31 protein-coding genes are annotated in these 24,620 nt (G+C 40.0%); 28 read left to right on the top strand and 3 right to left on the bottom strand.

Features of this window, described 5'->3' with window-relative positions; genetic code table 11:
• The first annotated feature begins 67 nt into the window (after positions 1 to 67).
• The 8 genes from RCG19_RS00900 to RCG19_RS00865 all read left to right on the top strand — a co-directional run bounded on the left by RCG19_RS00900 (position 68) and on the right by RCG19_RS00865 (position 6,246).
• Complete coding sequence (locus tag RCG19_RS00900) at positions 68 to 1,708, top strand: YceG family protein (protein ID WP_308109327.1); 1,641 nt, start codon at positions 68 to 70, stop codon at positions 1,706 to 1,708.
• Between the two features lie 3 nt (positions 1,709 to 1,711).
• Positions 1,712 to 2,815, top strand: a complete 1,104-nt coding sequence (locus RCG19_RS00895) for a toxic anion resistance protein (RefSeq protein WP_308109326.1) — start codon at positions 1,712 to 1,714, stop codon at positions 2,813 to 2,815.
• A 42-nt stretch (positions 2,816 to 2,857) separates the two neighbouring features.
• Positions 2,858 to 3,469 carry a TerD family protein gene (locus RCG19_RS00890; protein WP_308109325.1) on the top strand — a complete coding sequence of 204 codons (612 nt, stop codon included), beginning with the start codon at positions 2,858 to 2,860 and terminating at the stop codon, positions 3,467 to 3,469.
• Positions 3,470 to 3,500: 31 nt separating this feature from the next.
• Positions 3,501 to 4,079 (top strand): TerD family protein, encoded by a 579-nt coding sequence (locus tag RCG19_RS00885; protein WP_308109324.1) that lies wholly within the window; start codon positions 3,501 to 3,503, stop codon positions 4,077 to 4,079.
• 131 nt (positions 4,080 to 4,210) lie between these two features.
• A complete protein-coding gene (locus tag RCG19_RS00880; protein ID WP_308109323.1) occupies positions 4,211 to 4,510 on the top strand; it encodes a hypothetical protein in 300 nt (99 codons plus the stop codon).
• Entirely contained in the window at positions 4,456 to 4,911 is a 456-nt protein-coding gene (locus RCG19_RS00875; protein WP_308109322.1) for an anthrax toxin lethal factor-related metalloendopeptidase, read from the top strand. Before RCG19_RS00880 ends, RCG19_RS00875 begins: the two co-directional genes overlap by 55 nt.
• Before the next feature lie 55 nt (positions 4,912 to 4,966).
• Complete coding sequence (locus tag RCG19_RS00870; RefSeq protein ID WP_308109321.1) at positions 4,967 to 5,761, top strand: thymidylate synthase; 795 nt, start codon at positions 4,967 to 4,969, stop codon at positions 5,759 to 5,761.
• Entirely contained in the window at positions 5,758 to 6,246 is a 489-nt protein-coding gene (locus RCG19_RS00865) for a dihydrofolate reductase (protein ID WP_308109320.1), read from the top strand. Before RCG19_RS00870 ends, RCG19_RS00865 begins: the two co-directional genes overlap by 4 nt.
• A 54-nt stretch (positions 6,247 to 6,300) precedes the next feature.
• On the opposite strand, the gene RCG19_RS00860 is transcribed toward RCG19_RS00865, so the two are convergent.
• Positions 6,301 to 6,540 carry a hypothetical protein gene (locus tag RCG19_RS00860; protein WP_166239827.1) on the bottom strand — a complete coding sequence of 80 codons (240 nt, stop codon included), beginning with the start codon at positions 6,538 to 6,540 and terminating at the stop codon, positions 6,301 to 6,303.
• A gap of 311 nt (positions 6,541 to 6,851) precedes the next feature.
• Here RCG19_RS00860 and RCG19_RS00855 point away from each other — a divergent pair, with 311 nt between their 5' ends.
• The 13 genes from RCG19_RS00855 to hypE all read left to right on the top strand — a co-directional run bounded on the left by RCG19_RS00855 (position 6,852) and on the right by hypE (position 18,152).
• On the top strand, positions 6,852 to 7,046 hold the full coding sequence (locus RCG19_RS00855; RefSeq protein WP_007084767.1) for a twin-arginine translocase TatA/TatE family subunit: 195 nt from the start codon (positions 6,852 to 6,854) through the stop codon (positions 7,044 to 7,046).
• A gap of 22 nt (positions 7,047 to 7,068) precedes the next feature.
• Complete coding sequence (gene tatC, locus RCG19_RS00850; RefSeq protein ID WP_308109319.1) at positions 7,069 to 7,821, top strand: twin-arginine translocase subunit TatC; 753 nt, start codon at positions 7,069 to 7,071, stop codon at positions 7,819 to 7,821.
• Positions 7,822 to 8,037: 216 nt separating this feature from the next.
• Positions 8,038 to 9,117 carry a hydrogenase small subunit gene (locus RCG19_RS00845; RefSeq protein WP_308109318.1) on the top strand — a complete coding sequence of 360 codons (1,080 nt, stop codon included), beginning with the start codon at positions 8,038 to 8,040 and terminating at the stop codon, positions 9,115 to 9,117.
• The gene (locus RCG19_RS00840; RefSeq protein ID WP_308109317.1) at positions 9,110 to 10,831 is read left to right on the top strand and encodes a nickel-dependent hydrogenase large subunit; all 1,722 of its coding nucleotides are present in this window, start codon (positions 9,110 to 9,112) and stop codon (positions 10,829 to 10,831) included. Before RCG19_RS00845 ends, RCG19_RS00840 begins: the two co-directional genes overlap by 8 nt.
• 12 nt (positions 10,832 to 10,843) lie before the next feature.
• Positions 10,844 to 11,638 carry a Ni/Fe-hydrogenase, b-type cytochrome subunit gene (gene cybH / locus RCG19_RS00835; protein ID WP_308109316.1) on the top strand — a complete coding sequence of 265 codons (795 nt, stop codon included), beginning with the start codon at positions 10,844 to 10,846 and terminating at the stop codon, positions 11,636 to 11,638.
• The gene (locus RCG19_RS00830) at positions 11,628 to 12,116 is read left to right on the top strand and encodes a HyaD/HybD family hydrogenase maturation endopeptidase (protein WP_308109315.1); all 489 of its coding nucleotides are present in this window, start codon (positions 11,628 to 11,630) and stop codon (positions 12,114 to 12,116) included. Before cybH ends, RCG19_RS00830 begins: the two co-directional genes overlap by 11 nt.
• Positions 12,113 to 12,556 carry a hypothetical protein gene (locus RCG19_RS00825; RefSeq protein WP_308109314.1) on the top strand — a complete coding sequence of 148 codons (444 nt, stop codon included), beginning with the start codon at positions 12,113 to 12,115 and terminating at the stop codon, positions 12,554 to 12,556. The genes RCG19_RS00830 and RCG19_RS00825 overlap by 4 nt, the downstream gene beginning before the upstream one ends.
• A complete protein-coding gene (locus tag RCG19_RS00820) occupies positions 12,549 to 12,908 on the top strand; it encodes a hydrogenase maturation nickel metallochaperone HypA/HybF (protein ID WP_308109313.1) in 360 nt (119 codons plus the stop codon). The genes RCG19_RS00825 and RCG19_RS00820 overlap by 8 nt, the downstream gene beginning before the upstream one ends.
• Entirely contained in the window at positions 12,905 to 13,564 is a 660-nt protein-coding gene (gene hypB, locus RCG19_RS00815) for a hydrogenase nickel incorporation protein HypB (protein WP_308109312.1), read from the top strand. Before RCG19_RS00820 ends, hypB begins: the two co-directional genes overlap by 4 nt.
• Positions 13,549 to 15,858 carry a carbamoyltransferase HypF gene (hypF, locus tag RCG19_RS00810; protein ID WP_308109311.1) on the top strand — a complete coding sequence of 770 codons (2,310 nt, stop codon included), beginning with the start codon at positions 13,549 to 13,551 and terminating at the stop codon, positions 15,856 to 15,858. Before hypB ends, hypF begins: the two co-directional genes overlap by 16 nt.
• Positions 15,831 to 16,067 carry a HypC/HybG/HupF family hydrogenase formation chaperone gene (locus RCG19_RS00805; protein ID WP_308109310.1) on the top strand — a complete coding sequence of 79 codons (237 nt, stop codon included), beginning with the start codon at positions 15,831 to 15,833 and terminating at the stop codon, positions 16,065 to 16,067. Before hypF ends, RCG19_RS00805 begins: the two co-directional genes overlap by 28 nt.
• On the top strand, positions 16,039 to 17,151 hold the full coding sequence (gene hypD / locus RCG19_RS00800; RefSeq protein ID WP_308109309.1) for a hydrogenase formation protein HypD: 1,113 nt from the start codon (positions 16,039 to 16,041) through the stop codon (positions 17,149 to 17,151). Before RCG19_RS00805 ends, hypD begins: the two co-directional genes overlap by 29 nt.
• On the top strand, positions 17,151 to 18,152 hold the full coding sequence (hypE, locus tag RCG19_RS00795; RefSeq protein ID WP_308109308.1) for a hydrogenase expression/formation protein HypE: 1,002 nt from the start codon (positions 17,151 to 17,153) through the stop codon (positions 18,150 to 18,152). The genes hypD and hypE overlap by 1 nt, the downstream gene beginning before the upstream one ends.
• A gap of 38 nt (positions 18,153 to 18,190) precedes the next feature.
• Here hypE and RCG19_RS00790 read toward each other — a convergent pair whose 3' ends face one another.
• Entirely contained in the window at positions 18,191 to 18,538 is a 348-nt protein-coding gene (locus RCG19_RS00790; protein ID WP_308109307.1) for a helix-turn-helix domain-containing protein, read from the bottom strand.
• 250 nt (positions 18,539 to 18,788) lie between these two features.
• On the opposite strand from RCG19_RS00790, the gene RCG19_RS00785 reads away from it, so the two are divergent.
• The 7 genes from RCG19_RS00785 (at position 18,789) to RCG19_RS00755 (ending at position 23,604) form a co-directional block, all read left to right on the top strand.
• Positions 18,789 to 19,406: a TasA family protein gene (locus tag RCG19_RS00785; protein WP_308109306.1), complete on the top strand. Its 618-nt coding sequence runs from the start codon at positions 18,789 to 18,791 to the stop codon at positions 19,404 to 19,406.
• Between the two features lie 185 nt (positions 19,407 to 19,591).
• Positions 19,592 to 20,374 (top strand): amyloid fiber anchoring/assembly protein TapA, encoded by a 783-nt coding sequence (gene tapA, locus RCG19_RS00780; RefSeq protein ID WP_308109305.1) that lies wholly within the window; start codon positions 19,592 to 19,594, stop codon positions 20,372 to 20,374.
• An 81-nt stretch (positions 20,375 to 20,455) separates the two neighbouring features.
• Positions 20,456 to 21,052, top strand: coding sequence for a signal peptidase I SipW (sipW, locus tag RCG19_RS00775; protein ID WP_308109304.1), 597 nt, complete (start codon positions 20,456 to 20,458; stop codon positions 21,050 to 21,052).
• 91 nt (positions 21,053 to 21,143) lie between these two features.
• Positions 21,144 to 21,749 carry a TasA family protein gene (locus RCG19_RS00770; protein WP_308110903.1) on the top strand — a complete coding sequence of 202 codons (606 nt, stop codon included), beginning with the start codon at positions 21,144 to 21,146 and terminating at the stop codon, positions 21,747 to 21,749.
• Positions 21,750 to 21,829: 80 nt separating this feature from the next.
• Positions 21,830 to 22,054, top strand: coding sequence for a hypothetical protein (locus RCG19_RS00765; protein WP_308109303.1), 225 nt, complete (start codon positions 21,830 to 21,832; stop codon positions 22,052 to 22,054).
• Positions 22,055 to 22,404: 350 nt separating this feature from the next.
• On the top strand, positions 22,405 to 22,656 hold the full coding sequence (locus RCG19_RS00760; RefSeq protein ID WP_308109302.1) for a DUF2535 family protein: 252 nt from the start codon (positions 22,405 to 22,407) through the stop codon (positions 22,654 to 22,656).
• A 105-nt stretch (positions 22,657 to 22,761) separates the two neighbouring features.
• A complete protein-coding gene (locus tag RCG19_RS00755) occupies positions 22,762 to 23,604 on the top strand; it encodes a DegV family protein (RefSeq protein WP_308109301.1) in 843 nt (280 codons plus the stop codon).
• A 34-nt stretch (positions 23,605 to 23,638) separates the two neighbouring features.
• On the opposite strand, the gene RCG19_RS00750 is transcribed toward RCG19_RS00755, so the two are convergent.
• Positions 23,639 to 24,529, bottom strand: coding sequence for an MBL fold metallo-hydrolase (locus tag RCG19_RS00750; protein ID WP_308109300.1), 891 nt, complete (start codon positions 24,527 to 24,529; stop codon positions 23,639 to 23,641).
• Positions 24,530 to 24,620: the final 91 nt, after the last annotated feature.

The following is a 24,620-nucleotide window of genomic DNA, read 5'->3' as shown; positions in this document are numbered from 1 at the left end:
TCAGGAGCTGGAGCTAGACATTTTTTGAGTATAAAAAGCTTTCGCTAATAGAGGGAAGGGATTATGAATGTATCTACCATTAAATCAGTTAAACGTCCGTCCTGTAGGTGCCCTCTCATATGAAAATTGGCATGGCATGCTGAAAAAGCCGCTGCCGGAACGGCCAAGTTATTCAGTGGAAAATGGAGTAATTCAAATTCGTCAAATACTTGGGAAGTTTTTCGGTGTACCAATTGACACAGATGAATATTATAATCAGTTATTTGATTACGTCCATGAAAAGGAATGGGACCTACGGCTTCTAAGTGAAGAATCACTTGATAAAACGATAAATAATGCTCATTTCCAAGCCATTCAGCGTGTGATCAATATTAATAATGAACAGAAATTGTCAATCAACCGATTCACGGCATTTCTCGACGGAGAGCAGCTACTCTTAAAGTCAAGCGTGCCAGTGATCCATCGAAAACTAAGAGAAGCGATGATTGCCACGCTTGAGTTGTATTCGAAACTTGAACCTACAGGGTTAAAGAACCATGAGCTAAGACGGATTCTTGTAGATCTTGTTAAGTGGTCAATCAACCATTTACAGCCGGAACTGGAGCATGCTGATCCGCAAAAAGCAATGCCAAAATTCCTCTGGTATGGAGATTTTAAAAAAAGCCATCAATATTTTGTCTATTATTTAATCAAGATAGGTTGTGACATTGTTATTTTTCACCCAGAGGGCAGGGATATGTTAGCGGATCTGATGGATGAGCAAGTTTTCACCCATCAATTTCAAAATAAACAGCCGCCAGAGCCGTTTCCTAAGGAAAAGCGCAGCCGGAAAACAACGGTTGCCTATCGGGCGTCAAAAGAGATTGAGACGATATTAAACCAGGAGGGCTCTGGCCTTTATAAGCCATGGCAATTAAGGGACTACACCCCATCATCGATTACCCTGAGAACAACTTACGACGAGCTTTTTATTCTTAGTAAAGAAATGGCGATGATTCGCCCAGATTTTGTTGTCCAGAACGGACAAGTAAAAATCCCTTCTATTTTTGCTAAGGTTCAAGGCGTAAGTAAAAATCGTAAAGAATACTGGGATCGGCTGCAGTCACTTAGTCAATTAGAAAATAGTTTACTGATTCGTAATCTTCCATACACGATTCCAAGCCACACTGATTTTCGTTTTCATTACCGAAACGCACTAGGCAAGGATGGCTCAATCGTTCCTGAAAAAATCATGCAGGCACACTATTGGCCTTATTCTTTTTTAGCAACAGGCCTGCAAAAAGGAATTGCCAAAGCCGTAGGGAGAATCTGTGATAAGCCGGGATTAAAGCCTTTACCGAATGAAAGTCTAGATGACGTGAAAATGTATTTATTTACACAGGCTATGTTTATGCCCAAAAACATCATTCAATTGATGGAGCGGTTTGATTATTCTCAGCATGTCCCGAAATTAATCATTTACAATAACGAGGCTACCGGTCCACTATCCAGGTCGGATGCGGCACTGCTGCTGCTTCTTAATCAATTTGGAATTGATATTATTCTTTATAATCCGCCAGGACATAATGATATCGAAAATTATCTTGATGAACGCTTATTTGATAAACATTGGCTTGATGACGTCGTCTTTGATCTGGAATTCAAAGAGCCGTCACTGTTCAAAAAAGGGCTTTTTCAAGGTATCTTAAAAAATTTAAGGGGAGATTAACCAGTGAATCTATCGCCAAATCCATCTAGCGGTTTAACACCTGCGAACGCCGAGGATGTACTTTCAGAAACAAAGGTATCAGATATTAAACTGGCACTTCGCAAAGAACCAGAAATTCAAAACTTAGCCCGCACTATCGATGAACGCGACCAAATTCAAATATTGGAGTTTGGGAAAGAACCAGCCGTGCAAATATCTCGATTTTCTGATCAAATATTAAGCAATATGCGGACAACGAAGGTAGAAGATTCAGGCGAACTGCTGAAACATCTTGGCCGTATCATGGATAAATTTGATGCCAAGGACTTCCAAAAGACTTCTGGCGGCCTATTTGGCAAGCTCTTTAAAAAGGGCGAGAAAATGGTAGAAAAACTATTTGGGAAGTACCAGACTATGGGTTCCGAAATTGATAAGGTATATGTCGAAATTTCGAAATATCAGCATGAGATGGTTGATTCAACAAATATGCTTGAGCAAATGTATGAGCAAAACTACCAATATTATTTAACTTTAGAAAAGTATATTGTTGCCGGCGAATTAAAGGTGGAAGAGCTGAAGAATCACCAGCTTCCACAACTCGAAGCCCGTGTCGCTTCAGGTGATCAGCTTGCTTCTATGCAGCTGGACTCATTGAAAAATGCGATTGATTTGCTTGAGCAGCGAATTTACGATTTAGAAATGGCGAAAATGGTTTCTTTACAGACAGCACCGCAAATCCGTTTATTGCAAAGAGGGAATACAAAGCTAATTGGTAAAATAAACTCTGCCTTTGTTACGACGATACCTATTTTTAAAAATGGCTTGATTCAAGCCGTTGCAGCAAAAAGACAAAAGCTTGTGGCTGATTCGATGAGTGAGCTTGACCGTAGGACTAATGAAATGCTCCTTAAAAACGCGCAAAATATTTCCCAGCAAAGCACTGATATCGCAAGGCTTGCCGGCGGTCCAAGTATTAAAATCGAGACGATTGAAGAATCATGGAATATTATCATCAAAGGAATGCAGGAAACGCAAGCAATTGAAGAAGAAAATAGACGGATGCGTATCGAGGGTACAAAACGTTTAGAGCAATTGCAGGAAAACTTTAAAAAATTAAAACAGTCATAGTTTTTATTGTGGACTTTAAAATAATAAATTGGAGTGATGGACATGGCTATTAATTTACAAAAAGGTCAACGTGTTGATTTAACGAAGGGTAATCCGGGACTTTCCAAAATCTTAGTAGGATTAGGCTGGGATCCCGTACAAAGCGGTGGTGGCGGCGGCTTGTTCGGCGGGTTATTCGGCGGCGGAGGTGCTGCTAATGTCGATTGTGATGCTTCCGTGATTATGTTAGGTGCGAACGATAAGCTGCAAAATAATAAAGATGTTGTTTATTTCGGAAACTTAAAAAGTAATGACGGCAGCGTTCAGCACTCAGGTGATAACTTGACTGGTGACGGGGATGGCGATGACGAGCAAATTATGGTCGATCTAAGCAGAGTACCGTCCCATATCCAAAAGCTTGTTTTCGTTGTAAATATTTATGATTGTGTAAAACGGAAACAACATTTTGGCATGATCAAAAATGCATTTATAAGAATCGTTAATCCAAGTAACAATCAAGAGCTCATTCACTACAATCTAACCGATAATTATGGCGGGCTTACTTGTCTCGTAACAGGTGAACTTTATCGGCATGGGAATGAGTGGAAGTTTGCGGCAGTAGGGAGTGCTACAAATGCAGCAAGCCTTAGTGAAGTTGTTCGTTCCTTCAGTTAATTGGAAAAATGTACTTGTAGAGGTGATTTGATTGGGTATCAATTTAGCAAAAGGTCAAAGAATTGATTTAACCAAAACAAACCCTGGGTTAACCAAGGTCATTGTCGGTCTCGGCTGGGATACGAACCGTTATCACGGCGGTCAAGACTTTGACTTGGATGCTTCTGCTTTTTTAACAAATGCAAACAGTCGAGTGACACAGGATTTGGACTTTATTTTTTATAATAACTTAGTGCACACTTCAGGTTCGGTTGAGCATACCGGAGATAATCGGACTGGTGAGGGAGACGGCGATGATGAGCAAATCAAGATTGATTTCAGTAAAGTCCCTTCCCATGTGCACCGGATTGCGATTTCGGTCACGATTCATGATGCGGATACAAGAAACCAAAATTTTGGCCAAGTCTCCAACGCCTTTGTTCGCGTAGTTGATGAAGACACGAACCGTGAAGTCTTAAGGTTTGACCTAGGTGAAGATTTTTCTGTTGAAACAGCAGTCGTTATTTGTGAACTGTATCGACACAATGGGGATTGGAAATTCAACGCTGTCGGAAGCGGTTTCGCTGGGGGCTTAGCGGCTCTTTGTCGGAACTTTGGGTTAGAGGTTTAAATTTTTCAAGGAGAAGCTGCCGGTTTCAGAGGGGCTTCTCTTTTTGTGTGACCTATTTCCTAAAAGTTCCAATCGTTAATAGGTTCTCACATGATATAATTCTATTAATTATAGAAAAGTGGGGACAATATATGAAGAAATGGGCCGTTGTCATTTTTATTACGGGCGTTTTTTTAACATCTATCACGACATCACAGGCTTCATTTGATGGTATCATGCTTGCAAATTATCCGAGTCATACGTTACTCTACCAAACTATAAAAAATGAACAGTCTGTGAAACAGCTAAATCAAATTATTGTGTTACCAAAGCAATCTATTGATCAAAGAGAAACAGCCGCGATGATCACACGGATCGCTTCATTACCGAGTTCCCTTTGGAAAAAATCATACAAAACGGCATTAATGTTAAGCTTTTCACTGGGAAGCTAACTGATAATCCCACTGTTCAACAATTAGCTGGAAAAGTTCCAAGAGGGTATCAAGCCAACGTCACATGGGATGTGGTCCCTGGTATTGGCGGCTCCAAAGTGGTGCTTGCCAAAATCGGCTCTAGTAAAAAAGGAAAAGGACATGGTTCCGTGAATTTAGAGTTACATGAACTGGCACATTCAATCGATCGCTATGTGTTTGCGGACATTAGTGGGACGTTAGAATTTCACAATGTGTGGGAGAAAGAGCAGGAACAATTGTTTCCAGGTAATAGTTACTTCCATTATCCAGAGGAATATTTTGCCGAGAGCTTTGCCATGTATTATTTAAATAAGGGTACAAAAGAACAATTACTTTTAAATGCCCCTTTAACATATAATTTAATAAAAAAACTTCACTAAGGTCCGTGTGATTGTTAAAATAGTATGAATGAGTGGCTGGTAAGGGAGTGTCGAAATGAAACAATATTTAGAACTATGTGAGCATGTTCTTGAAAATGGTACAGTAAAGGGTGACCGTACCGGAACAGGTACCATTAGTACCTTTGGTTATCAAATGAGATTTAATTTAGATGAGGGTTTTCCATTAGTAACAACCAAAAAATTACATTTAAAATCAATTATCTATGAATTGCTTTGGTTTTTAAATGGTGATACAAATGTTCGCTATCTCCAAGAGAATGGGGTGCGAATATGGAATGAATGGGCCGATGAAAACGGAGAATTAGGGCCTGTCTATGGCCATCAATGGCGTTCTTGGACTGGTGTCGATGGGAAAACCGTTGATCAAATCAGCGAATTAATCGACCAGATTAAAACAAATCCGAATTCACGAAGATTGCTTGTCAATGCCTGGAATGTTGCAGAAATTGAAACAATGGCACTGCCACCTTGTCATTGTATGTTCCAGTTTTATGTAGCAGATGGAAAGTTGAGCTGCCAGCTTTATCAACGTTCAGCAGACGTATTCCTTGGTGTCCCGTTTAATATTGCCTCTTATGCATTATTAACACTAATGATTGCACAAGTGTGTGATTTACAGCCAGGAGAATTTATTCATACATTTGGGGATGTCCATATTTATCAAAACCATCTTGAACAAGTTAAGCTGCAATTGAGCAGAGAGCCGAAGGCTTTGCCTGTACTCAAAATCAATCCAAATGTAAAGGATATTTACTCATTCGAATATGAAGATTTCACTTTAGAAGGATATGACCCACATCCACATATTAAAGGAGTGGTCAGCGTATGATTTCTTTTATCGTCGCGATGGACGATAATCGCGCAATCGGTAAGAATAATCAATTGCCATGGCATTTGCCAGAGGATTTAAAGTTTTTTAAACGAGTGACGATGGGCCACCCGATTGCCATGGGGAGGAAGACGCATGAATCAATAGGGCGTGTCTTGCCGGGACGTGAAAATATTATCATTACGCGTCAACTTGACTACAAATGTGAAGGATGCACGGTCTTCTATTCAGTCGAGGAATTTGTAAAGTACAGCCATAAACAAGATGATGAAATTTTTGTGATCGGTGGGGCAGAAATCTTCAAAGAAACATTTCCTTTTGTAGACCGCCTTTATATAACCGATATTCATTCCACCTTCGACGGCGACACCTTTTTTCCGGAATTTGCACTGGGTGCTTGGAAATTGACTTCTTCTGAAAAAGGAGTTAGGGATGAAAAGAATCCTTATGATTACGAATTTATGATTTATGAACGGAAGGCTTAGCAAAATGGAAAGAAGCAACAGTATATGTGCCGTTGCTTCTTTCAATGAAGTGAATTATAAATAGGTCCCATTTAATTCATATTCCGCCATTTTCGCTAACATACCTCTGAATTCATGGGGATGGCAAAATTCCTCTTCACAGAAATGTGTTTTCACCCAGGCAATTAATTCAACAGGACTATTGAAATATTCTCCACTTCGATCACTTTTACGAATGGTATATCTCCCGTTATCGTCATCAATTGTAACCTCAACAGGGAGGGCTCCATCAAAACTACATAGTGAAAATTCCATCCTCATCACATCCCATCCAAAGGTTTTTTATAATTTTTCCTTAATATATGTTCCTATTGTTCAAATTATATGCAAAAAGCGAATAGTTGTCAAAATATTTTAAAAATTTCACCAACAAATTGGACATTGACTTACGCCATAGTAATTGTTAAATTGTCTATAGTGATTGAAAATGCTAAATATCACTCTAAACGTATTTTTGGGGGATTTTGTGAAATTACTATGAATTATTGTAGATAATTTACTCAAAAGTATTTTTCAATACTATAATCATAGTAGGAATATACAACATTTGAAGGGGATGTAAATCCATGTTTTCTAATATCGGAATACCCGGATTAATTTTGATTTTAACACTAGCGCTTATTATTTTTGGACCAAAGAAACTACCGGAAATCGGAAAAGCATTTGGACAAACTTTAAAGGAATTTAAGAAATCAACCCGCGAACTTACGGATGATGTAATGGAAGATATCAAAGAAGAAAAGAACAACTTGACTAAATAAGCTGTAAGAGCAGGGGAAGTACATGGAAGATAAAGAATTAAATTTAGTTGATCATTTAGAGGAACTACGCAAACGGATTATCATTTCTGCTCTGGCCTTTGTCGTCTTTTTTATTATTGCCTTTATTTATGTAGACGATATTTATAAATGGTTTGTTGGCGATCAAAAATTGCTTGTTCTGGGTCCAAGTGATATAATGTGGATTTATTTTATGCTCGCAGGCGTTGTTGCTCTAGCAGGAATGATTCCAGTCCTGGCATTACAAATTTGGCTGTTTGTCAAGCCTGCCTTGAGGCCGGTAGAAAGAAGAATAACTCTTTCCTATGTTCCTGCATTATTTCTTTTATTTATTATTGGTCTTGCCTTTGGATACTTTGCCATTTTTCCAATGGTCTTGAACTTTTTAGTGAACATTGGTCAAGACATGTTTGTGACAAACTTCACTGCTGAGAGGTACTTTAGTTTTATTTTGAATATGACTCTTCCGTTCGGAGTGTTGTTCGAGCTGCCGGTAGTGGTCATGTTTTTAACTTCACTTGGAATTATCAACCCGTTTGTATTATCAAAAATTCGTAAGTATGCCTATTTCGTTCTAATTATTATTGCCGTTGTGATTACACCGCCGGACTTTATGTCAGATTTCGTCGTAACGTTACCACTATTGCTTCTATATGAAGTCAGTATTAATTTATCGAAGTTTGTATACCGAAAACGACTGAAGAAACAACAAGAAGCAGAGCAAGATGAGGATAAGGAAGAAGTCGCAGAAGTCTAATTCAAAATAGAAGGCCTTAAGAGATTAAATTCTCTTAAGGCCTTTTTTTGTTAGAGAGAAAAATAAATATTTCCACCATATTTAATGAAAATATTGTAAAAATGCAGTTAAGGATTCTTTGTGTACTTTTTGGAAAATTCAGGACGAATGACCCACCCATATACTACAATTTTCTTGAAATTAAGTTTTTATATGTTTAAGAGGAGAGGAAAGCGGATGAAGAGACAGAGAACAGTATATGAAGCCGCAACCGACATGGGTTTTAGCCGGCGTGACTTCCTAAAAATGTGTACAACTTTGGCTGCCACGCTTGGGTTGGAGTTTACACAGTCCGATCAAGTTGTTAAAGCCATGGAGACCAAGTCAAGGGTACCCGTTGTTTGGCTGCAATTTCAGGATTGCACCGGTTGTTCCGAATCATTTATTCGTTCATCACAACCGAAAACTGAAAATGTCTTATTAGAAATGATTTCACTTGAATATTCAGAGGTTCTTTCCGCACCTTCCGGCCATCGAGCAGAGACTTCCATGAAACAGGTACTAAAGGATTATAAAGGAGACTATGTGCTTGCAGTGGAAGGGAGCATTCCTGATGATGATGCCTTCTTAACAGTTGGTGGTCAATCGGCGAAGGAAACCTTCCTGGAAATGGCCACAGGGGCAAAAGTAATTATTGCCTATGGATCTTGTTCATCATGGGGTGGAATTGCGGCCGCTCATCCGAATCCAACTGGCGCTAAACCCGTCACCGGCTTTGTCAAAAATACACCAACCATCCTTGTTCCGGGCTGCCCGCCAATTGCTGAAGTCATGACCGGAGTTATTGCTCACATTATAACATTTGGAAAATTACCGGAACTGGATCATTTTGGACGCCCGAAAGCGTTTTATCGCCACCGGATCCATGATAAATGCAACCGAAGAGCCTATTTTGATGCCGGCCTATTTGTTGAATCCTTTGATGATGAAGGGGCTAAACAAGGATATTGTTTATATAAAGTGGGCTGTAAAGGTCCAACCACCTATAACTCTTGTGCCGAAATGCGCTGGAATAGCGGGGTAAGCTACCCGATTCAATCAGGTAACCCATGCATCGGCTGCTCAGAGAATGGTTTCTGGGATAACGGTCCGTTCTATACAAGAAGAGCTAAAATACCTGGAACACAAACAACTATTAATCCAGATGCCGTAGGCTTAGCAACGATTGGTTTGACGACGGCGGGTATAGCCGTTCATGCCGCCGGGACAGTAGTTAAGAAAAAGTTAGATGATAAACGAGGTGAAGAACATGAGTGAGCGCATTGTGGTTGATCCAATAACAAGAATTGAAGGTCACCTTCGTGTAGAAGTAGATGTGGATGACCAAGGTGTCATTAATGAAGCATTCAGCTCCGGTACTTCTGTCCGCGGCCTGGAGTTAATTGTTAAAGATCGGGACCCACGTGATGTTTGGGCATATGTCCAGCGAATTTGCGGTGTATGCACAACAGTGCATGCGCTTACATCGATTCGGGCTGTAGAAGATGCATTGAAAATAAAAATCCCCAGAAATGCCCATCTAATCCGGGATATTATGAACGAAGCCCAATTTATCCATGACCATGTTGTCCATTTTTACCATTTGCATGCGTTAGACTGGGTCGATGTGGTCAGCGCAACTAGTGCGGATCCAGCGGAGACCTCCAAACTTGCCCAGTCGATTTCAAATTGGCCCAAATCATCACCAGGCTACTTCACGGATGTGCAAAATAAAGTGAAAAAATTAGTCCAAAGTGGGCAGTTGGGGATTTTTGCTAATGGTTATTGGGGCCATAAGGCGTACAAACTTCCCCCAGAAGTAAACTTACTTGCCGTGGCCCATTATTTAGAGGCGTTAGATTGGCAGAAGGAAATTGTCAAAATTCATACCATTTTTGGTGGTAAAAACCCGCACCCGCATTATGTAGTGGGAGGAATGGCGACACCTCTTGATATTGATAGTGATAACGGTGTACATGCAGAAAGACTTATGCATATTTCACAGATTATTAATCAGGCGCGGGAATTTGTTACCCAAGTCTATATTCCTGATTTACTTGCAATTGGATCTTTTTATAAAGACTGGACATATGGCGGAGGTTTAAATAATTTCCTATGCTATGGAGATTTCTCTACAGGCGACCTTTACGATACAAAGCTTTACCGGATGCCACGGGGAATTGTCTTAAATGGCAACTTGAAAGAGGTTTTAGATGTTGACCTTAAGGATCCTAAGCATGTACAGGAATTTATCGATCACTCCTGGTATACCTATGATGGAAAAGAAGGCGGCAAAGGAAAACATCCATTCGATGGTGAAACTACATTGAATTACACTGGTCCAAAAGCACCGTTCAAAACATTGGAAACTGACAAACAATATAGCTGGCTAAAAGCTCCTCGCTGGAAAGAGCATCCGATGGAAACTGGCCCACTCGCTAGGATGTTGGTTGGCTATGCGGCTGGAAAAGAAGAGATTGTAACAAACGTCGATGATACCTTGAAAAAGCTTGACCTGCCAATAACGGCATTACAATCAGCACTTGGACGCACCATTGCACGTGGCCTTGAAACAGTGTTGATTTCAGGGTGGTTGCGTAACGATATGGATGAACTATTGAAAAATGTAAGGAGCGGCAACCAAACGACCTTTGACCGATCAAAATGGGAACCAAGCACATGGCCGGAACGGGCCAAAGGTGTTGGCTGGATGGAAGCACCACGCGGCGCACTTGGACATTGGATTGATATTAAAGATGGAAAAACGATTAACTACCAAGCTGTGGTTCCTACTACCTGGAACGCATCTCCGCGGGATCATAAAAATAAAATCGGGGCTTACGAAGCAGCACTTATAGGTACACCAATGATAAATAAAGAGCAGCCACTCGAAATTATGCGGATCATTCATTCTTTTGACCCATGTCTTGCCTGTGCTGTTCATTTAACTGATTTGCAAACAAATAAAACGACTGAAGTTCGTTTAGGTTAGGAGGTCTGAGAAATGGGTGCGCCAAAATTACCGACCCAAATGCCTGGCCAATCCCCTGAATATCCGGTGATCAACAGCGAGAACTCTTTACACCCTGAGAGACCAATACTGTACAAACAAGTAAAAAATGAAGTTAGGGCCTATGTTTGGGAATTGCCTGTACGGATTTTCCATTGGTTAAATATGCTGGCAATCTTTGTATTAATGGGCACTGGCATTTACATCGGTAAACCATTTGCAGCTGCCGGGATTCCCGAGGAAGCCTATTATTCTAATCTCATGGGCTGGATGCGATATATTCACTTTTTTGCTGCCTTTATCTTTGTGATCAATCTAATGTTTCGCTTGTATTGGGTTGCGATTGGGAACAAGTTTGCCACATCAAACCCTTTCAGATGGATCTTTTGGAAGGAACTATTTGAAGCCGTTAAATTCTATTTATTTTTAAAAAATAAAAAGCCGCACTATGTGGGCCATAACCCACTGGCACAGTTAAGCTACTGGATCTTTATCGGGTTGGGTTCGTGGATTGTTATGCTGACAGGTTTCTATATGTATTTTGAACCACAGCCGGAATCCTTCTGGGCAAAGTTGTTTATCTGGATTCCTTATCTATTCGGTGGTGAAAGCTATACGATTCGTTCCTGGCATCATCTTGCCGCATGGGGCTTCATGTTATTTACTGTCATTCACGTATATTTAGCTGTCCGTGATGATTATCTGGACCGAAATGGCTGTATATCATCGATGTTTACAGGTTATAAAACAACTACGAATAAGTCAGTTGGTGAAAAGGATGAAAGATAGGAAACTAGATAAAAAAATCACGATTTTAGGTATCGGCAACACCCTCTTCTCTGATGAGGGTGTTGGCATCCATCTTTTGCCAATACTTGAGAAAGCGTTTAAGGACGATGAAAATATCGAAATTATTGAGGGCTTAACAGACGGTATGAAGTTGCTTGGTCCTGTTGAGGATGCTGAAAACCTTATCATTATTGATGCGATTAATGCCGGCAAGGAAGGCGGAACCATTATCAAGTTAGAAGCTGAAGAGATTCCCGCCTATTTTGGGATCAAAATGTCCGTCCACCAGCTGGGCTTTCAAGAGGTCTTATTGGCAGCGAAAATGCGCGAACGATATCCGAAGGAAATCATTATGTTCGGGATGCAGCCATCCTCACTGCAATTGGGGATTGGACTGACAGAAACCAATCAAAGCAAGCTTGAGGAGCTGGCTACGGTCGTTGTAAACCATGTCAATAGTTGGAGAATTGTGTCATGAAACGAGGAGACTTTTTAAAGGAAATGGCGGGAGGCCTCTTCCAAACGGTTAAGTCTGTTTATGAACCATTTTTAAGTGAGGATTTGGAAAAGGTAGAAGGTGTGGCGGACAGGGCTCTTGGAATAACATGGCAACCTTTCGGAATAGAACAGGGGACTTACCACAATCTCGAAATGAAATTTATTGATGGAAGGCCTGTAATAGTCGCACGGAATGGAACGAACATACTGGCAATCGATGGTGTGTGCCCTGTATGTTCGAATATTATTATCCTAACAACACTATTTTCAACTGGAAAATGTTTGAATTGTCAAAAAGAATACAATTTTAAGACACAATCCGGTGATTTACAGCTCAAATCTTACCCACTAAAACGGAAGGATGAACTCTATTTTATCGGGTTTCAGAAGGATCAGAAACAGGGTGGTTGGTATGCATGAAATGTCGTTAATGGGTGATATTCTTCAGCTTGTCCAGGAGGATGCAGCAGCAAGGGGCATTCAAAAAGTCGAAAAGGTAGAACTAATTGTCGGCGAGATTGCAAATGCCATGCCTAATGCATTAAGAATGGCGTTTGATTTATTCCGTGATCAAAATCTACATCTATTTTCAGAGAATGCCGAACTTGTTATTCATCTTGAAGAAGCAAAAGCCAAATGTGTTCTATGTGGCAAAGAGTACAGGCCAGATCAGAAAATTGCTCTATGTCCATGCTGTCTTGTTCCTTCAGGACAAGTGCTGGCAGGGGAAACATTCCAGGTTTTATCATACGAAGGGAGTCATAAAAAATGAAAGTGACATTAAGAACAGATGTGTTAACAAATAACAATATGGCCGCAGACTTCAATCGAGAACTATTCCAACAAACTAGAACCCTAGTGATCAATCTAATGAGTTCTCCCGGAGCAGGTAAGACAACCCTGTTAGAAGAAACGGTCAAGGAGATTTCCGGAAAATATCGAATCGCTGTGATTGAAGGGGATTTAGCCACTGAAAGGGATGCAGATCGGATTCGGGCCATGGGAGCAAAAGCAGTTCAAATTAATACCCATGGCGGCTGCCATCTTGATGCTCGCATGGTTGCCGCGGCATTAGGAGAATTCGATCTTGAAGAAATCGATATCCTTTTCATCGAAAACGTCGGTAATCTTGTATGTCCATCTGGCTATGATCTTGGGCAACAGCATAAAATCGCTGTTTTAAGTGTACCAGAAGGGAATGATAAAATTCCGAAATACCCACAAATGTTTATGCGTACGGAACTTGTTCTCTTAAATAAAATTGATTTGCTTCCATACCTTGATTTTAATGTGGATGAAGCCAGAAAGGACCTAACTGAAATTAATCCCAAGTCCAATCTTTTACCACTTTCCGCCCGGACACAGGAAGGGCTTCATGAATGGTTTTCTTGGATTGAAGGAGCTTATCTAAAATGTATAAAGCGGTAAAGATTTCCATCCGCGGCAGGGTACAGGGCGTCGGTTTTCGGCCTTTCGTCTTTCGGCTTGCTGAAAGATACCAGCTAAATGGAACCGTACAAAATAATATGGATGGCGTCAAAATTCATCTTGAAGGGAATGCAAAGCGAATTCCTCACTTTTTGGCAGATCTGAAAAATAAGGCTCCAAGACTATCAAAAATAAAGGAGGTTATAGTCGAGGAGACAAAACTACTTAACTTATCTGATTTTACTATTATTCAAAGCGAACGCAGCGGTACATCGATGCTCGTCATCCCAATCGATTCTGCTGTTTGTGATGATTGCTTAAATGAAATGACCGACCCGAATGATTTTCGCTATCAATATCCATTTATTAATTGCACCCAATGCGGTCCGCGCTACACAATTATCGAGGAATTGCCATATGACCGACCATACACATCGATGCAGAACTTTCCGATGTGTGAGGATTGCCGCAAGGAGTATGAGGACCCCACAAACCGGCGTCATCACGCCCAGCCAATTGCCTGCCCAAAATGCGGTCCAAAGATGTGCTTACTAGACGAGGGTGGTTTGGAAGTGGTTTCCGAGAATCCAATCACGACCACAATACAGCTGTTAAAAGAAGGAAAGATTGTGGCGATAAAAGGGATTGGCGGTTATCATCTTTGCTGTGATGCTCATAATGAGCTGGCAGTAGGAGAATTGCGAAAAAGGAAAAACCGGCCAGTTCGTCCGCTTGCAGTCATGGCTGCATCCATTTCAGCTATCCAGAATTTCGTGACGTTAAGTCAAGACGAACAAAACCTGTTAAAAAGTCCGGAGGCACCTATTGTAATCCTGAAAAAACAAGAACAATATCATCTTGCTGAAAACGTGGCACCAGGAATGAGCACCATTGGAGTGATGCTTCCTTACACACCACTCCATCATTTATTACTTACTAACCCTGAATTAAGTAGTATTGTAGCGACAAGTGCAAACCCCTCAGGGATGCCAATTCTTTATAGAGACAAGGATACCTTTCATTATTTAGCAGGGATCGCCGATTTTTATCTTGTTCATAACCGAGAGATTCTTCATCCTGTAGATGATTCCGTCGTGCAAATGAATGATGGAAAACTGGATTTTCTCCGCCGGGCAAGGGGATACGTCCCGGATCCTTTTTCAACGAGACAAGATGTGACAGGAATCGTCGCTTTCGGCGGTCAGCAAAAGACAACATTTACGATTGGTCGAAATGAACAGGTTTTTGTCGGTCCGCATATTGGCGAACTGGAAAATATTGAAACAATTGACCATTATAAACATGAACTGGAACATTTGTTAAAGTGGATTGAAATCCCAAAAACCAAGGCCGTTATTGATTACCACCCAGACTATCATATTCGGAATCTGGTAAAAGAATACGAGTTTGCTGAAGTGATGGAAGTTCAACACCATCATGCCCATTTGGCTGCCAGTATCGAGGAACATCAAATCACCGGAAAAGCGTATGGAATTATTCTGGACGGAACAGGGTATGGACTTGACGGCAACATCTGGGGATTTGAAATCTTCTATGGAAATGCCTTAGAGTTTAAACGCATGGCCCATTTACACTATACTCCTCTCGCTGGAGGTGAAAAGTGTATTCGAGAGCCGTGGCGGAATGCGGCCGCCATGCTTATTTCCCTTTATGGTGAGGAGGGAACGAGGCTTGCTAAGGCTATTTTTACTGATAAATCAGCAAAGATTGATATTTTAAAAGCGATGATTGAAAAAAATGTGAATACGGTATACGCGGGGACCTGCGGTAGGCTGTTCGATGCTGTTAGTGCACTTTGCGGTATAACCAAAGTTTCCAGTTATGACGGGGAAGCTGCGATCATGTTAGCGGAATTGGCAGACGAATGGAAGCTATATGAGCCCTATCCTTTTGAATTAAAAGACAAAGAGATTTTAACGATTAATTTTTCTACCATGTTGAAGGAAATTGCTCTCAATGTTTTAGCCGGTATGGATGTTCACTTGATAAGTGGGAGATTCCATGAAACAGTAGTGCGAGCAATTGTTTGTGTTATGGAGGTATTGACTAAAAAAAATCCTCCCGCCGAAAAAAAAGTGGTTTTATCAGGAGGAAGCTTTCATAACCGTTATCTAAGAAAAAGAATCATAGCTGAGTTGAGAGCAAGATCTTATCATGTGTTTGTCCCTGAAAAGGTTCCATGTAATGATGGAGGATTATCCTACGGGCAATTAGTGGTTGCCGCGGCAAAAAGGAGTGCTAACCAATGTGTGTTGGAGTACCAGCAAAAGTAGTGAGAAAAATGGAATATAGTGCGGTCGTTGATGTCATGGGTTCGCAGACGACAGTAGGTACTATTTTTGTTACAGAAGTTGAGCTCGGTGATTTTGTCATTGTTCATGCGGGCCAAGCAATGAGTATTGTCGATGAAACCTATGCGAGGCAAAGTGTGGAAGAATGGAGGAGGCTCGTCGATGCTCGAAATTCTGAAACAGTCCAATAATCCTGAAATTTGTAAACCGCTTGTAGAAGTCGTCATTGAAGTAGCGAAGGAATTCCGGCAAAAGTTTGGCCGGAAACCTGCCTTTATGGAAGTTTGCGGCTCACATACCATGTCACTCGCGCGCACTGGGGTGAAGCAGTGCTTAAAGGATCACGTCCATCTCATCTCAGGTCCTGGCTGCCCTGTCTGTGTCACAGATCAGAGGTCAATTGATGCGATGATTGCGCTAGCGGAAGGTGAGCAGCGGATCATCTGCACTTTTGGCGACATGATGAGGGTACCGGGCTCAAGCAAGACATTGCTAGATTCAAAGATTGCCGGGAAGGATATTCGTGTTTTATATTCTCCTGTTGATGCTGTTAAGATTGCAGAGGAAAACCCTGATAAAGAGGTTGTTTTTCTTGGAGTAGGCTTTGAAACTACCATTCCAATACTGACACTAATGATAGGGGAAGCGGAAAAGCAAGGGATCACCAATTTTTCAATTTGGATGACTACTAAGCTTATCGAGCCGGTTCTTCGCTATTTATTAGACACAGGAGAAGTCCAGTTGGATGGTTTCTTGCTTCCTGGCCATGTATCCATCGTTTTGGGAGAAGATTCCTATCAGTATTTAGTCGATGAATATAGCATCTCCGGGGTCATTACCGGTTTTGAAACAGCAGAATTACTCTCCGGTATTTATAAATTGATCGATATGGCATTAACAGGAAAAGTTGGTATTGAAAATAATCACCCAGCGGTTGTAAGTAAATCAGGAAATCAGGTTATTCAACAATGGATGGATCAGTACTTAACAGAATGTGATGAGGCATGGCGTGGAATTGGAGTTATTCCACAAAGCGGTTTAGATTTGAAACCTGAATACGATCGGTTTAATGCGAAGAAACGGTTTTCGGTGGATGTGGGAGATCCAAAAAAAACAAAATGCCGGTGCGGAGAAGTGATTCGAGGATTAATCTCGCCAAATGAATGTCCACTGTTCGGAAAAGCCTGCCAGCCAATGAACCCAATTGGCCCATGTATGGTTTCAGCGGAAGGCAGCTGTGCGGCCTACTATCAATACATGAGGGAGAGTTTTTAATGGAGAAATATATCAGTTTAGCACACGGTGATGGCGGGGAGTTAAGTCATCGATTAATCAAAGATGTATTCATTGAAGCGTTTGGCGGTGAAAATGCGGCCCTGTTTGATGCGGCTGCTATCACGATATCTACGCACAAAATCGCGGTTACGACTGACTCATTTGTCATTAAACCTATCTTCTTTCCGGGTGGATCAATTGGTAAATTGGCGGTTGCAGGAACGATCAATGATCTTGCCGTAAGCGGTGCGAAGCCGGCTTTTTTAACCTGCGGCTTTGTCATTGAAGAAGGCTTCCTGATTTCTGATTTAAAGAAAATTGTTTTGGATATGGCAAATGAAGCGAAGAAAACGGGTGTGACCATTGTTGCCGGCGACACGAAGGTAGTAGAACGCGGCAGTGCTGATGGAGTTTATATCAATACGACTGGAATTGGAATCTTTGAACCTAATATGGACTGCAGCCTAGAATTTGAAGAAGGTGATGCCATCATTGTGTCAGGGACAATTGGTGACCATGGGATAGCCGTTCTCGCTGCAAGAGGTGAACTAGGGATAATAACACCGATTACTAGCGATTGTGCTTCATTGAATACAATGCTTTCGGAGGTCCTTAAATCTACTGATAGTGTTCGGATCATGCGCGATCCAACAAGGGGCGGACTGGCTACTACTCTCGTTGAAATAGCTGAAGACTTTCATTTAACAATGAAAATCAATGAGCTCGACGTGCCTGTAAAGGAAGAGGTTCATGGGGTTTGTGATTTACTGGGATTTGATCCGCTGTATCTTGCCAATGAAGGAAAGGCGATTATTGTGGTCGCTAGTTGTGATAAAGATAAAGTGGTTGATATTTTACGCGAGTTTCCTGAAGGAAGGGATGCCGTTGTGATTGGCTCCATCATTGGGAAAGGGAAAGGTCAATTATTAGTAAAAACACCCCTTGGCTCTAGCCGGCTATTAACGAGACTATCTGGAACCATGTTTCCGAGAATTTGTTAAAAAACAGCCCTCATTCTCTAAAAGAATGGGGGCTGTTTTTACGTTTTGTTCTGTTCCTTCAACCAGGATTGAAATTGTATGTAATTAAGATATTCCTGGAAGTCTTCTTTTTTTAACCCCTTATCCACTGCCTGCTGAATTAACAATTTCCACTCATCATCAAGTTTCATTTTTGGTTGACCTTGTGAATTTCCATCCATTAACAGGTAATCAAGGCTAGTTTCTAATGGAATCGCAATCTTCTTTAAAAATTGCATAGACGGGTTAGATTGAAGTCCCCTTTCGATTTGGCTTAAATAGGATTTTGATACATCCGCCAATCGTGCTAGCTCTGTTATGGAAAATCCCTTTTTTTCTCTCAGCCGTTTAATTCGTTCCCCGATCATCACCCTCATCTCCTATGTGTGAACATAAAACATATGTACATTATAAAGCACAATATTTATTTTATAAAGTACAAGAAGATAAGGAAAAAGGAGGAAATAGGAGAAAAACCCTACAAAACGTTCTTTATTAAGAAAAAATGCCTGTTTTTGAGGTTTTTCAAGTTCGTTATTTTGGCATATACTCAACTTATAAGTTCTTTAAAGAGAACAGAACTTATAAAAAACCAAGGGATAAAGAGGAGGAAACAAAATGAGTCTTAAAAAGAAATTAGGTTTGGGTGTGGCATCAGCAGCAATGGGATTGGCATTAATTGGTGGGGGTACATACGCATACTTTAATGATACTGCCCAAACTACAAGCAAATTTGCAAACGGTACATTAGATCTTAATGCAGCTCCAACAACAATTATTGATGTTAAAAACTTGAAACCTGGAGATTGGATGAACCGTACATTCACTCTTAGCAATGACGGTACTCTTGATATTTCAAAGGTACTCCTCTCTACTGAATATACCGTTACAAACAAATCTGGAGCTCCTACAAATACCGATGACCTAGGAAAGCATATCAGAGTTAACTTCTTATTTAATCAAGATAAAGCGGTCCTTGGACCATGGTCTCCAGATTCAGTAGTATATTCAACTACTCTTGCAGACTTAAAAGCAATGACACCAGATGCAGTAGCTAATAAAGTTTTTGTTCCTTTCTTTGAAGAAATTGGGGGATTAAAAGCTGGTAATTCAGATAAGATGTATGTTCAATACCAATTTGTTGACAATGGCTTGGATCAAAATCAATTCCAAGGTGATTCTTTAGAGCTTAAGTGGACATTTGATGGTAAACAAACAGCAGGTGAATCAAGATAATATTTATTTGAAATTAGGAGGGGTGGGTTATATCCACCCTTTCTTTTAAATAAAATATTAATACTTTTCACCTTAGATAAAGGTAAGTATCTTTATCTAAGGTGAAAAGTATTATTCAAGAAAAGGTAAATATTCCATTTAAAAAAGTTAAAAATGTAATTAATACACACTGGGAGATGAGGGGTGTGATTCAAATTCGTAATTCAAGATTAAAGAAATTTGGTCAAAAAAATAAAAGGGCAGTTTTTTTTCTTAAAATTTTAGCAATCTGGTATTTTTCCATTTTATCTATTGGCTATTTAACTACTGATACAGGTGCTTATTTCAGTGATAATGCCGCTGTGACAGGAAAAATTCAAGCTGGGACATGGGAGGATCAATGGGATAAGAGTTCTCTAAAATTTTCAACTGGAAAAGATCAACTATTTGAAATTTGTGACCCTAAAGAAATAGCTGTAACCATAATCAATTCTGGCAGTGACATGAAGGGGCCTTCCCAATTCGAAGTATATTACATAAATAATGGTAATCCAATGAAAGGTGAAAAAGTTGGTGAAGGTACTATCGAACCAATCAAGTCAAATCAGTCCAGTATCCTAAAATTCACAGCAACAAAGCCAGGAAATTATAAATTCAGAGCCTTTCAACGCCCGAATCATGCATTTAAACCAGAGAGACAAGATTTATGGAGTGAAACAGTAACAATCGCATGCAAGACGAATTCAACAAATGCAGTAGAACCACAACAAAATCAAACGAATAATCAAGAGCCAGCTACTGAAACTACACCTCCTGAAAATATTAATCCAAATAACAATGAAACAATTAAGCCTGTGGATCCTACTTCTAGTCAAAATAATATTAACTCCACACCAAAGGAAGAGATTACTAACCAAACTGGTGAAGACGTATCAATAAATCAGAATGAGGATAAAACTAGCCAAAGTACTGAAAATGTCCAAAATTAAATAAAGTATTTCAAGAAGCCATGCTTTAAATAAGAGAAATACCAAAAATCATACAATAGTGAAAAGGTGATCCAATTGAAGGTGAATAAAGTAAAAAAATGGTTAAGTAATATAGTAACTATAATTTTATTTATGATCTTAATAGTAATGCTTTATGTTGTCATCTCTTCTAAATTATCTGGTGGTGAACCTCAGGCATTTGGATATGAGTTAAAAACAGTTTTATCTGGCTCGATGGAACCAGGAATTAAAACAGGGTCTATTATCGCAGTTAAACCAGGTGGTGACATGACGAGATTTACAAAAGGTGATGTTATAACATTTAGGTCAGAAGATAATGTGATCGTTACCCACAGAATTACAGATGTTTTAAAAGAGGGAGATCAAATCAGTTATAAAACTAAAGGGGACAATAATAAATCGGGTGATCTTAACTCTGTCCCATCCTATAAAGTTTTAGCTGAATACAATGGCTTTACAATACCATTTCTCGGATACTTTGCTGATTATACCAAATCGAAAATGGGGGGAGCATTACTATTAATTATCCCGGGCCTATTACTTCTAGCTTATTCAGGAATTTCTATCTGGAAAGCTATATCCCAACTTGAAAAAAAATCAAAAAACAGTTTGGGTGTTGACGACACTAAAAATTTGGGCGTTGATGACACAAAATAATCTATATAATCCATTTAATAAAGCAATAAAATGTTTCTGCCTTTAAGATTGATTGGTAGAGACAAGGGGGGATTGGATTCTGGTGAAAAAAATGATAACTATTATTATAGCTTGTACAATTATCCAGTGTTTTATTTTTTCTCTATCAAACAATAAGATAAGTGCAGCGGAAACAAGTGAAATAGACATTGCCACCTCACCCGAAAAGGTTTTATTTGAACTATCAAACCTAAAGCCAGGTGATTGGGCTGAACGGACATTAACCATTCAGAATAAGGGGAAACAGGATTTTAAGTATTTATTTTCTAGTAAACTAAAAGAGGGCTCTGAAAAGTTCTATAATTCGCTAGATTTAAAAGTATCGGATAAAAACAAAGTATTATTTGAGGGGAAAATGCAAGATTTCTCTAAGATTGAACCAAAATTTATTTCAAAAAATGATGCAGAAGAACTCTTCTTTACGGTAAAGATTCCAGATGAATTAGGAAATGAGTACCAAGGCATTAGTTGTAAGGTAGAGTTTAAGTTTTACGTGGAAGGTACGTTAGGTGGAGTTTTACCGGCAGATGGTCCTAAATTGCCTGAAACTGGAACAAATATGTTTAATATTCTTGTAGCCGGAGTGGTCTTAGTATTAACGGGATCTATTTTCCAGTTTGTACTTTACTGGCGAAGGAAAATGGCAAGAGAAGCATAAATGAGCCTTGATAGAATATTATTTATCAAGGCTTTCTCTAAGATTATTAAAATAAATTTGATTTTTCAGGAGCTGGTAAAATGTCCAAACTACTCTGCCCAAAGTGCCATCAACCATCTTTCAGCGAAAACATAGTAGATAGTTGGGTCTGCCCAATCTGCACTACCGAAAACAGTACTTCATTAGCTGCTGCACCCCATAATCAAACAAAACCGCAATTATTCATCATCAAAAAGGGCTACCTCGAACAAACGCCAGAATTTAATGCAAAGATAAAACCATATGTATTCCAATCCTTCGATTAATCCAACGGGTCATGTAAAAATGTCCTGTTTTTTGTGGTCTAGGAAATTATAGACTCATACCATTGTGGATAACTTGGAATAGTCATCTGAATCCAGCTCCAGCGCCCTAGCAGCTAGTGTCCTTCGCTCTCCGCCCTACGATAAGTCAACATCGAATCGCCTCCGGCTCTTCGTGTTTCCTTTATCTCAGTTGGAGTGCTCCAGGCCATACGCCGCTGAACAGGGTGCTTGCGCCTTTTGTTCTTGCAAATAATTCACAAATAATTTCCTAATCCAAGCATAAATAGACATCTTTCGAGTTGTAATAGGTGTATAATATAGTCAAACGGGTGAAAAAGAGGATTGATATTTTGTTATTCAAAAGCCTAGAGTTCAAAAATGATGTTGGACAGAAGGTTAAAGTCATGGATATTCCTGTATTGGAGGAAGATAGTACTTATAAATTTATGATCCAAGTCCGTTTACGAACGTTTCTCGCAGCAATTGATCGGGAAACAAAGCCAAAGAGATGCTATTCCTTTAAAGAGTATTTGAAGAAGGTCATGAAGTGGCCGGATTATGAGAAGCTGTTTAAAATAGCAGAATTAAAAAATAACGCATAACTTATTCCTTTCGAGCATCGGGCAACCGGCGCTCTTTATTTTTTTATTCCATTCAATTTATGAAACCTGTATAATACATAGGAGTAATGGTAGGGATGTGATTGCATGAGCAAGATTAAAATTGTAACCGATTCAACTTTGGATATATCAAATGAAATGGCTGAAAAGCTTGGTATTGTCATTGTACCTTTGACTGTAACAATAAAGGGTGAAACGTATTTAGACCGGGTGGAGATTGATCCGGTTGAATTTATTGAAAATATGAGTGGTACAAAAGAATTGCCGAAAAGTTCGCAGCCTTCCGCAGGTGCCTTTCTGGAGGTTTATGATCGTTTGGGTGAAGAGGGCTATGAAGTCATTTCCATTCATATGACAGGGAAAATGAGCGGGACCGTTCGCTCAGCTGAAAGCGCTGCTCAGATGACAGAAACAAAGGTAACTGTTGTTGATTCAAGGTTTATTTCGAAAGCCCTTTCCTTTCAAGTGAGAGAAGCTGCCGAAATGGCAAAACAGGGTAAGAATGCAGTGGAAATTCTCGAACGTCTTGAGGCAGTCCGTGAACATACGAAACTATACATTATGGTCGATACGTTAGAGAATCTTGTAAAAGGCGGAAGAATCGGTAAAGGAAAGGCCTTTATCGGCTCCCTATTAAATATTAAACCGATCGCCTCGCTTGAGGGGGCAGAATACAACCCGGTAACAAAGGTTCGCAGCCATTCCCAGGTCGTTAAATTTATGGCCAAGCAGTTTGCTGAAGATGTAAAGGGAAAAACCATCCGCGGTGTAGGGATTGCCCATGCGGAAGCCTATGAGCTGTCTATGAAAATAAAAGAGAGTATTATTGATTTAACTGGGTTTCAAGACGTGGAAATTGATTACACGGGCCCAATTGTCAGTACGCATACCGGACCTGGAGCCCTTGCATTGATGTATTATGTTGATTAGTAAAAAAGTAAATAGGATGGGCACCAAGCCCATCCTATTTTGCATGCACTAATTCTCCTGTAGATTCTGAACAGGAAATCCCAAGACGCTGTAAATGCTTGCGAATACCACTTCGTTCCCATGTTCGTAAGATCGTGTTCTCTAAACTTTTTTTAGGATAAAAAATCCCGATTTTCGTTATTTCTTCAAAAGTCATCCCATGGCGGACATAGTTTTCAATCGTTTCATCTCTTCTTTCAATGATATCAAGGAACTTTTCCATCCTCTCGGCAAATTCTTGCTTGGAGAATGTTCCTTTTTGGTGACCCGTAATGAAGACGTCTGCATCAAGTGTCAGCAGTCTTTTGCCAGAAGTAATGAAGTCATCAATATCGCCATCGGTGCCGTTATACCAGGGACCAAATGATGTCATATCATAATCGCTTACGAAGACGACTCCTAATTCAGGAAAGTAAGGGCATGAGAGGCCGCTTGTGTGTCCTGGAGTGTGTAAAAACTGCACCTTTACATCACCAAATAAATAGTCCGTTTCATATTCATAGGTCCCAGATATTTCTCCCAAATTTAGTACCCACTCTTGAGGAAGAGATTTCTTCCACTTTTCAACCCCGAGGGCTCCCCATTCCTGATAAACACCATTAGTACGGGCAACTCCTTCTACAGTTCGTGCTGTTTCAAATTCTATTGGATTGATCCACTTTTTAACATCGGTAAACAGGTGGTTATGACGGGTATGGTCAGGATGGTAATGTGTATTTATAATCAATTCAATCCCAAATTCACGATTTATGTCTAACAGGATTTTGGGATCCGCCCCGCTATCGATCAATACTTTTTCCGGGCAATCGATGAACAGACTACGTGAATAGGGAACTTTACTGTTGTTAGGACCTTCTAAAATTATGATTGGGCCAATTTTCTGCATATGATCACTCTGCCTTTCATCAGATTCTTTTAATTCATAATTTTCCCTTTTGAATGAATACTCATTCATAATAATAGCATATTTTTCGAAT

The sequence above is a fragment of the Neobacillus sp. OS1-2 genome, assembly GCF_030915505.1.
Taxonomy (GTDB): domain Bacteria; phylum Bacillota; class Bacilli; order Bacillales; family Cytobacillaceae; genus Neobacillus.
Note: the sequence above shows the minus strand (reverse complement) of the source record. Positions and strands in the feature narration are given on the sequence as shown.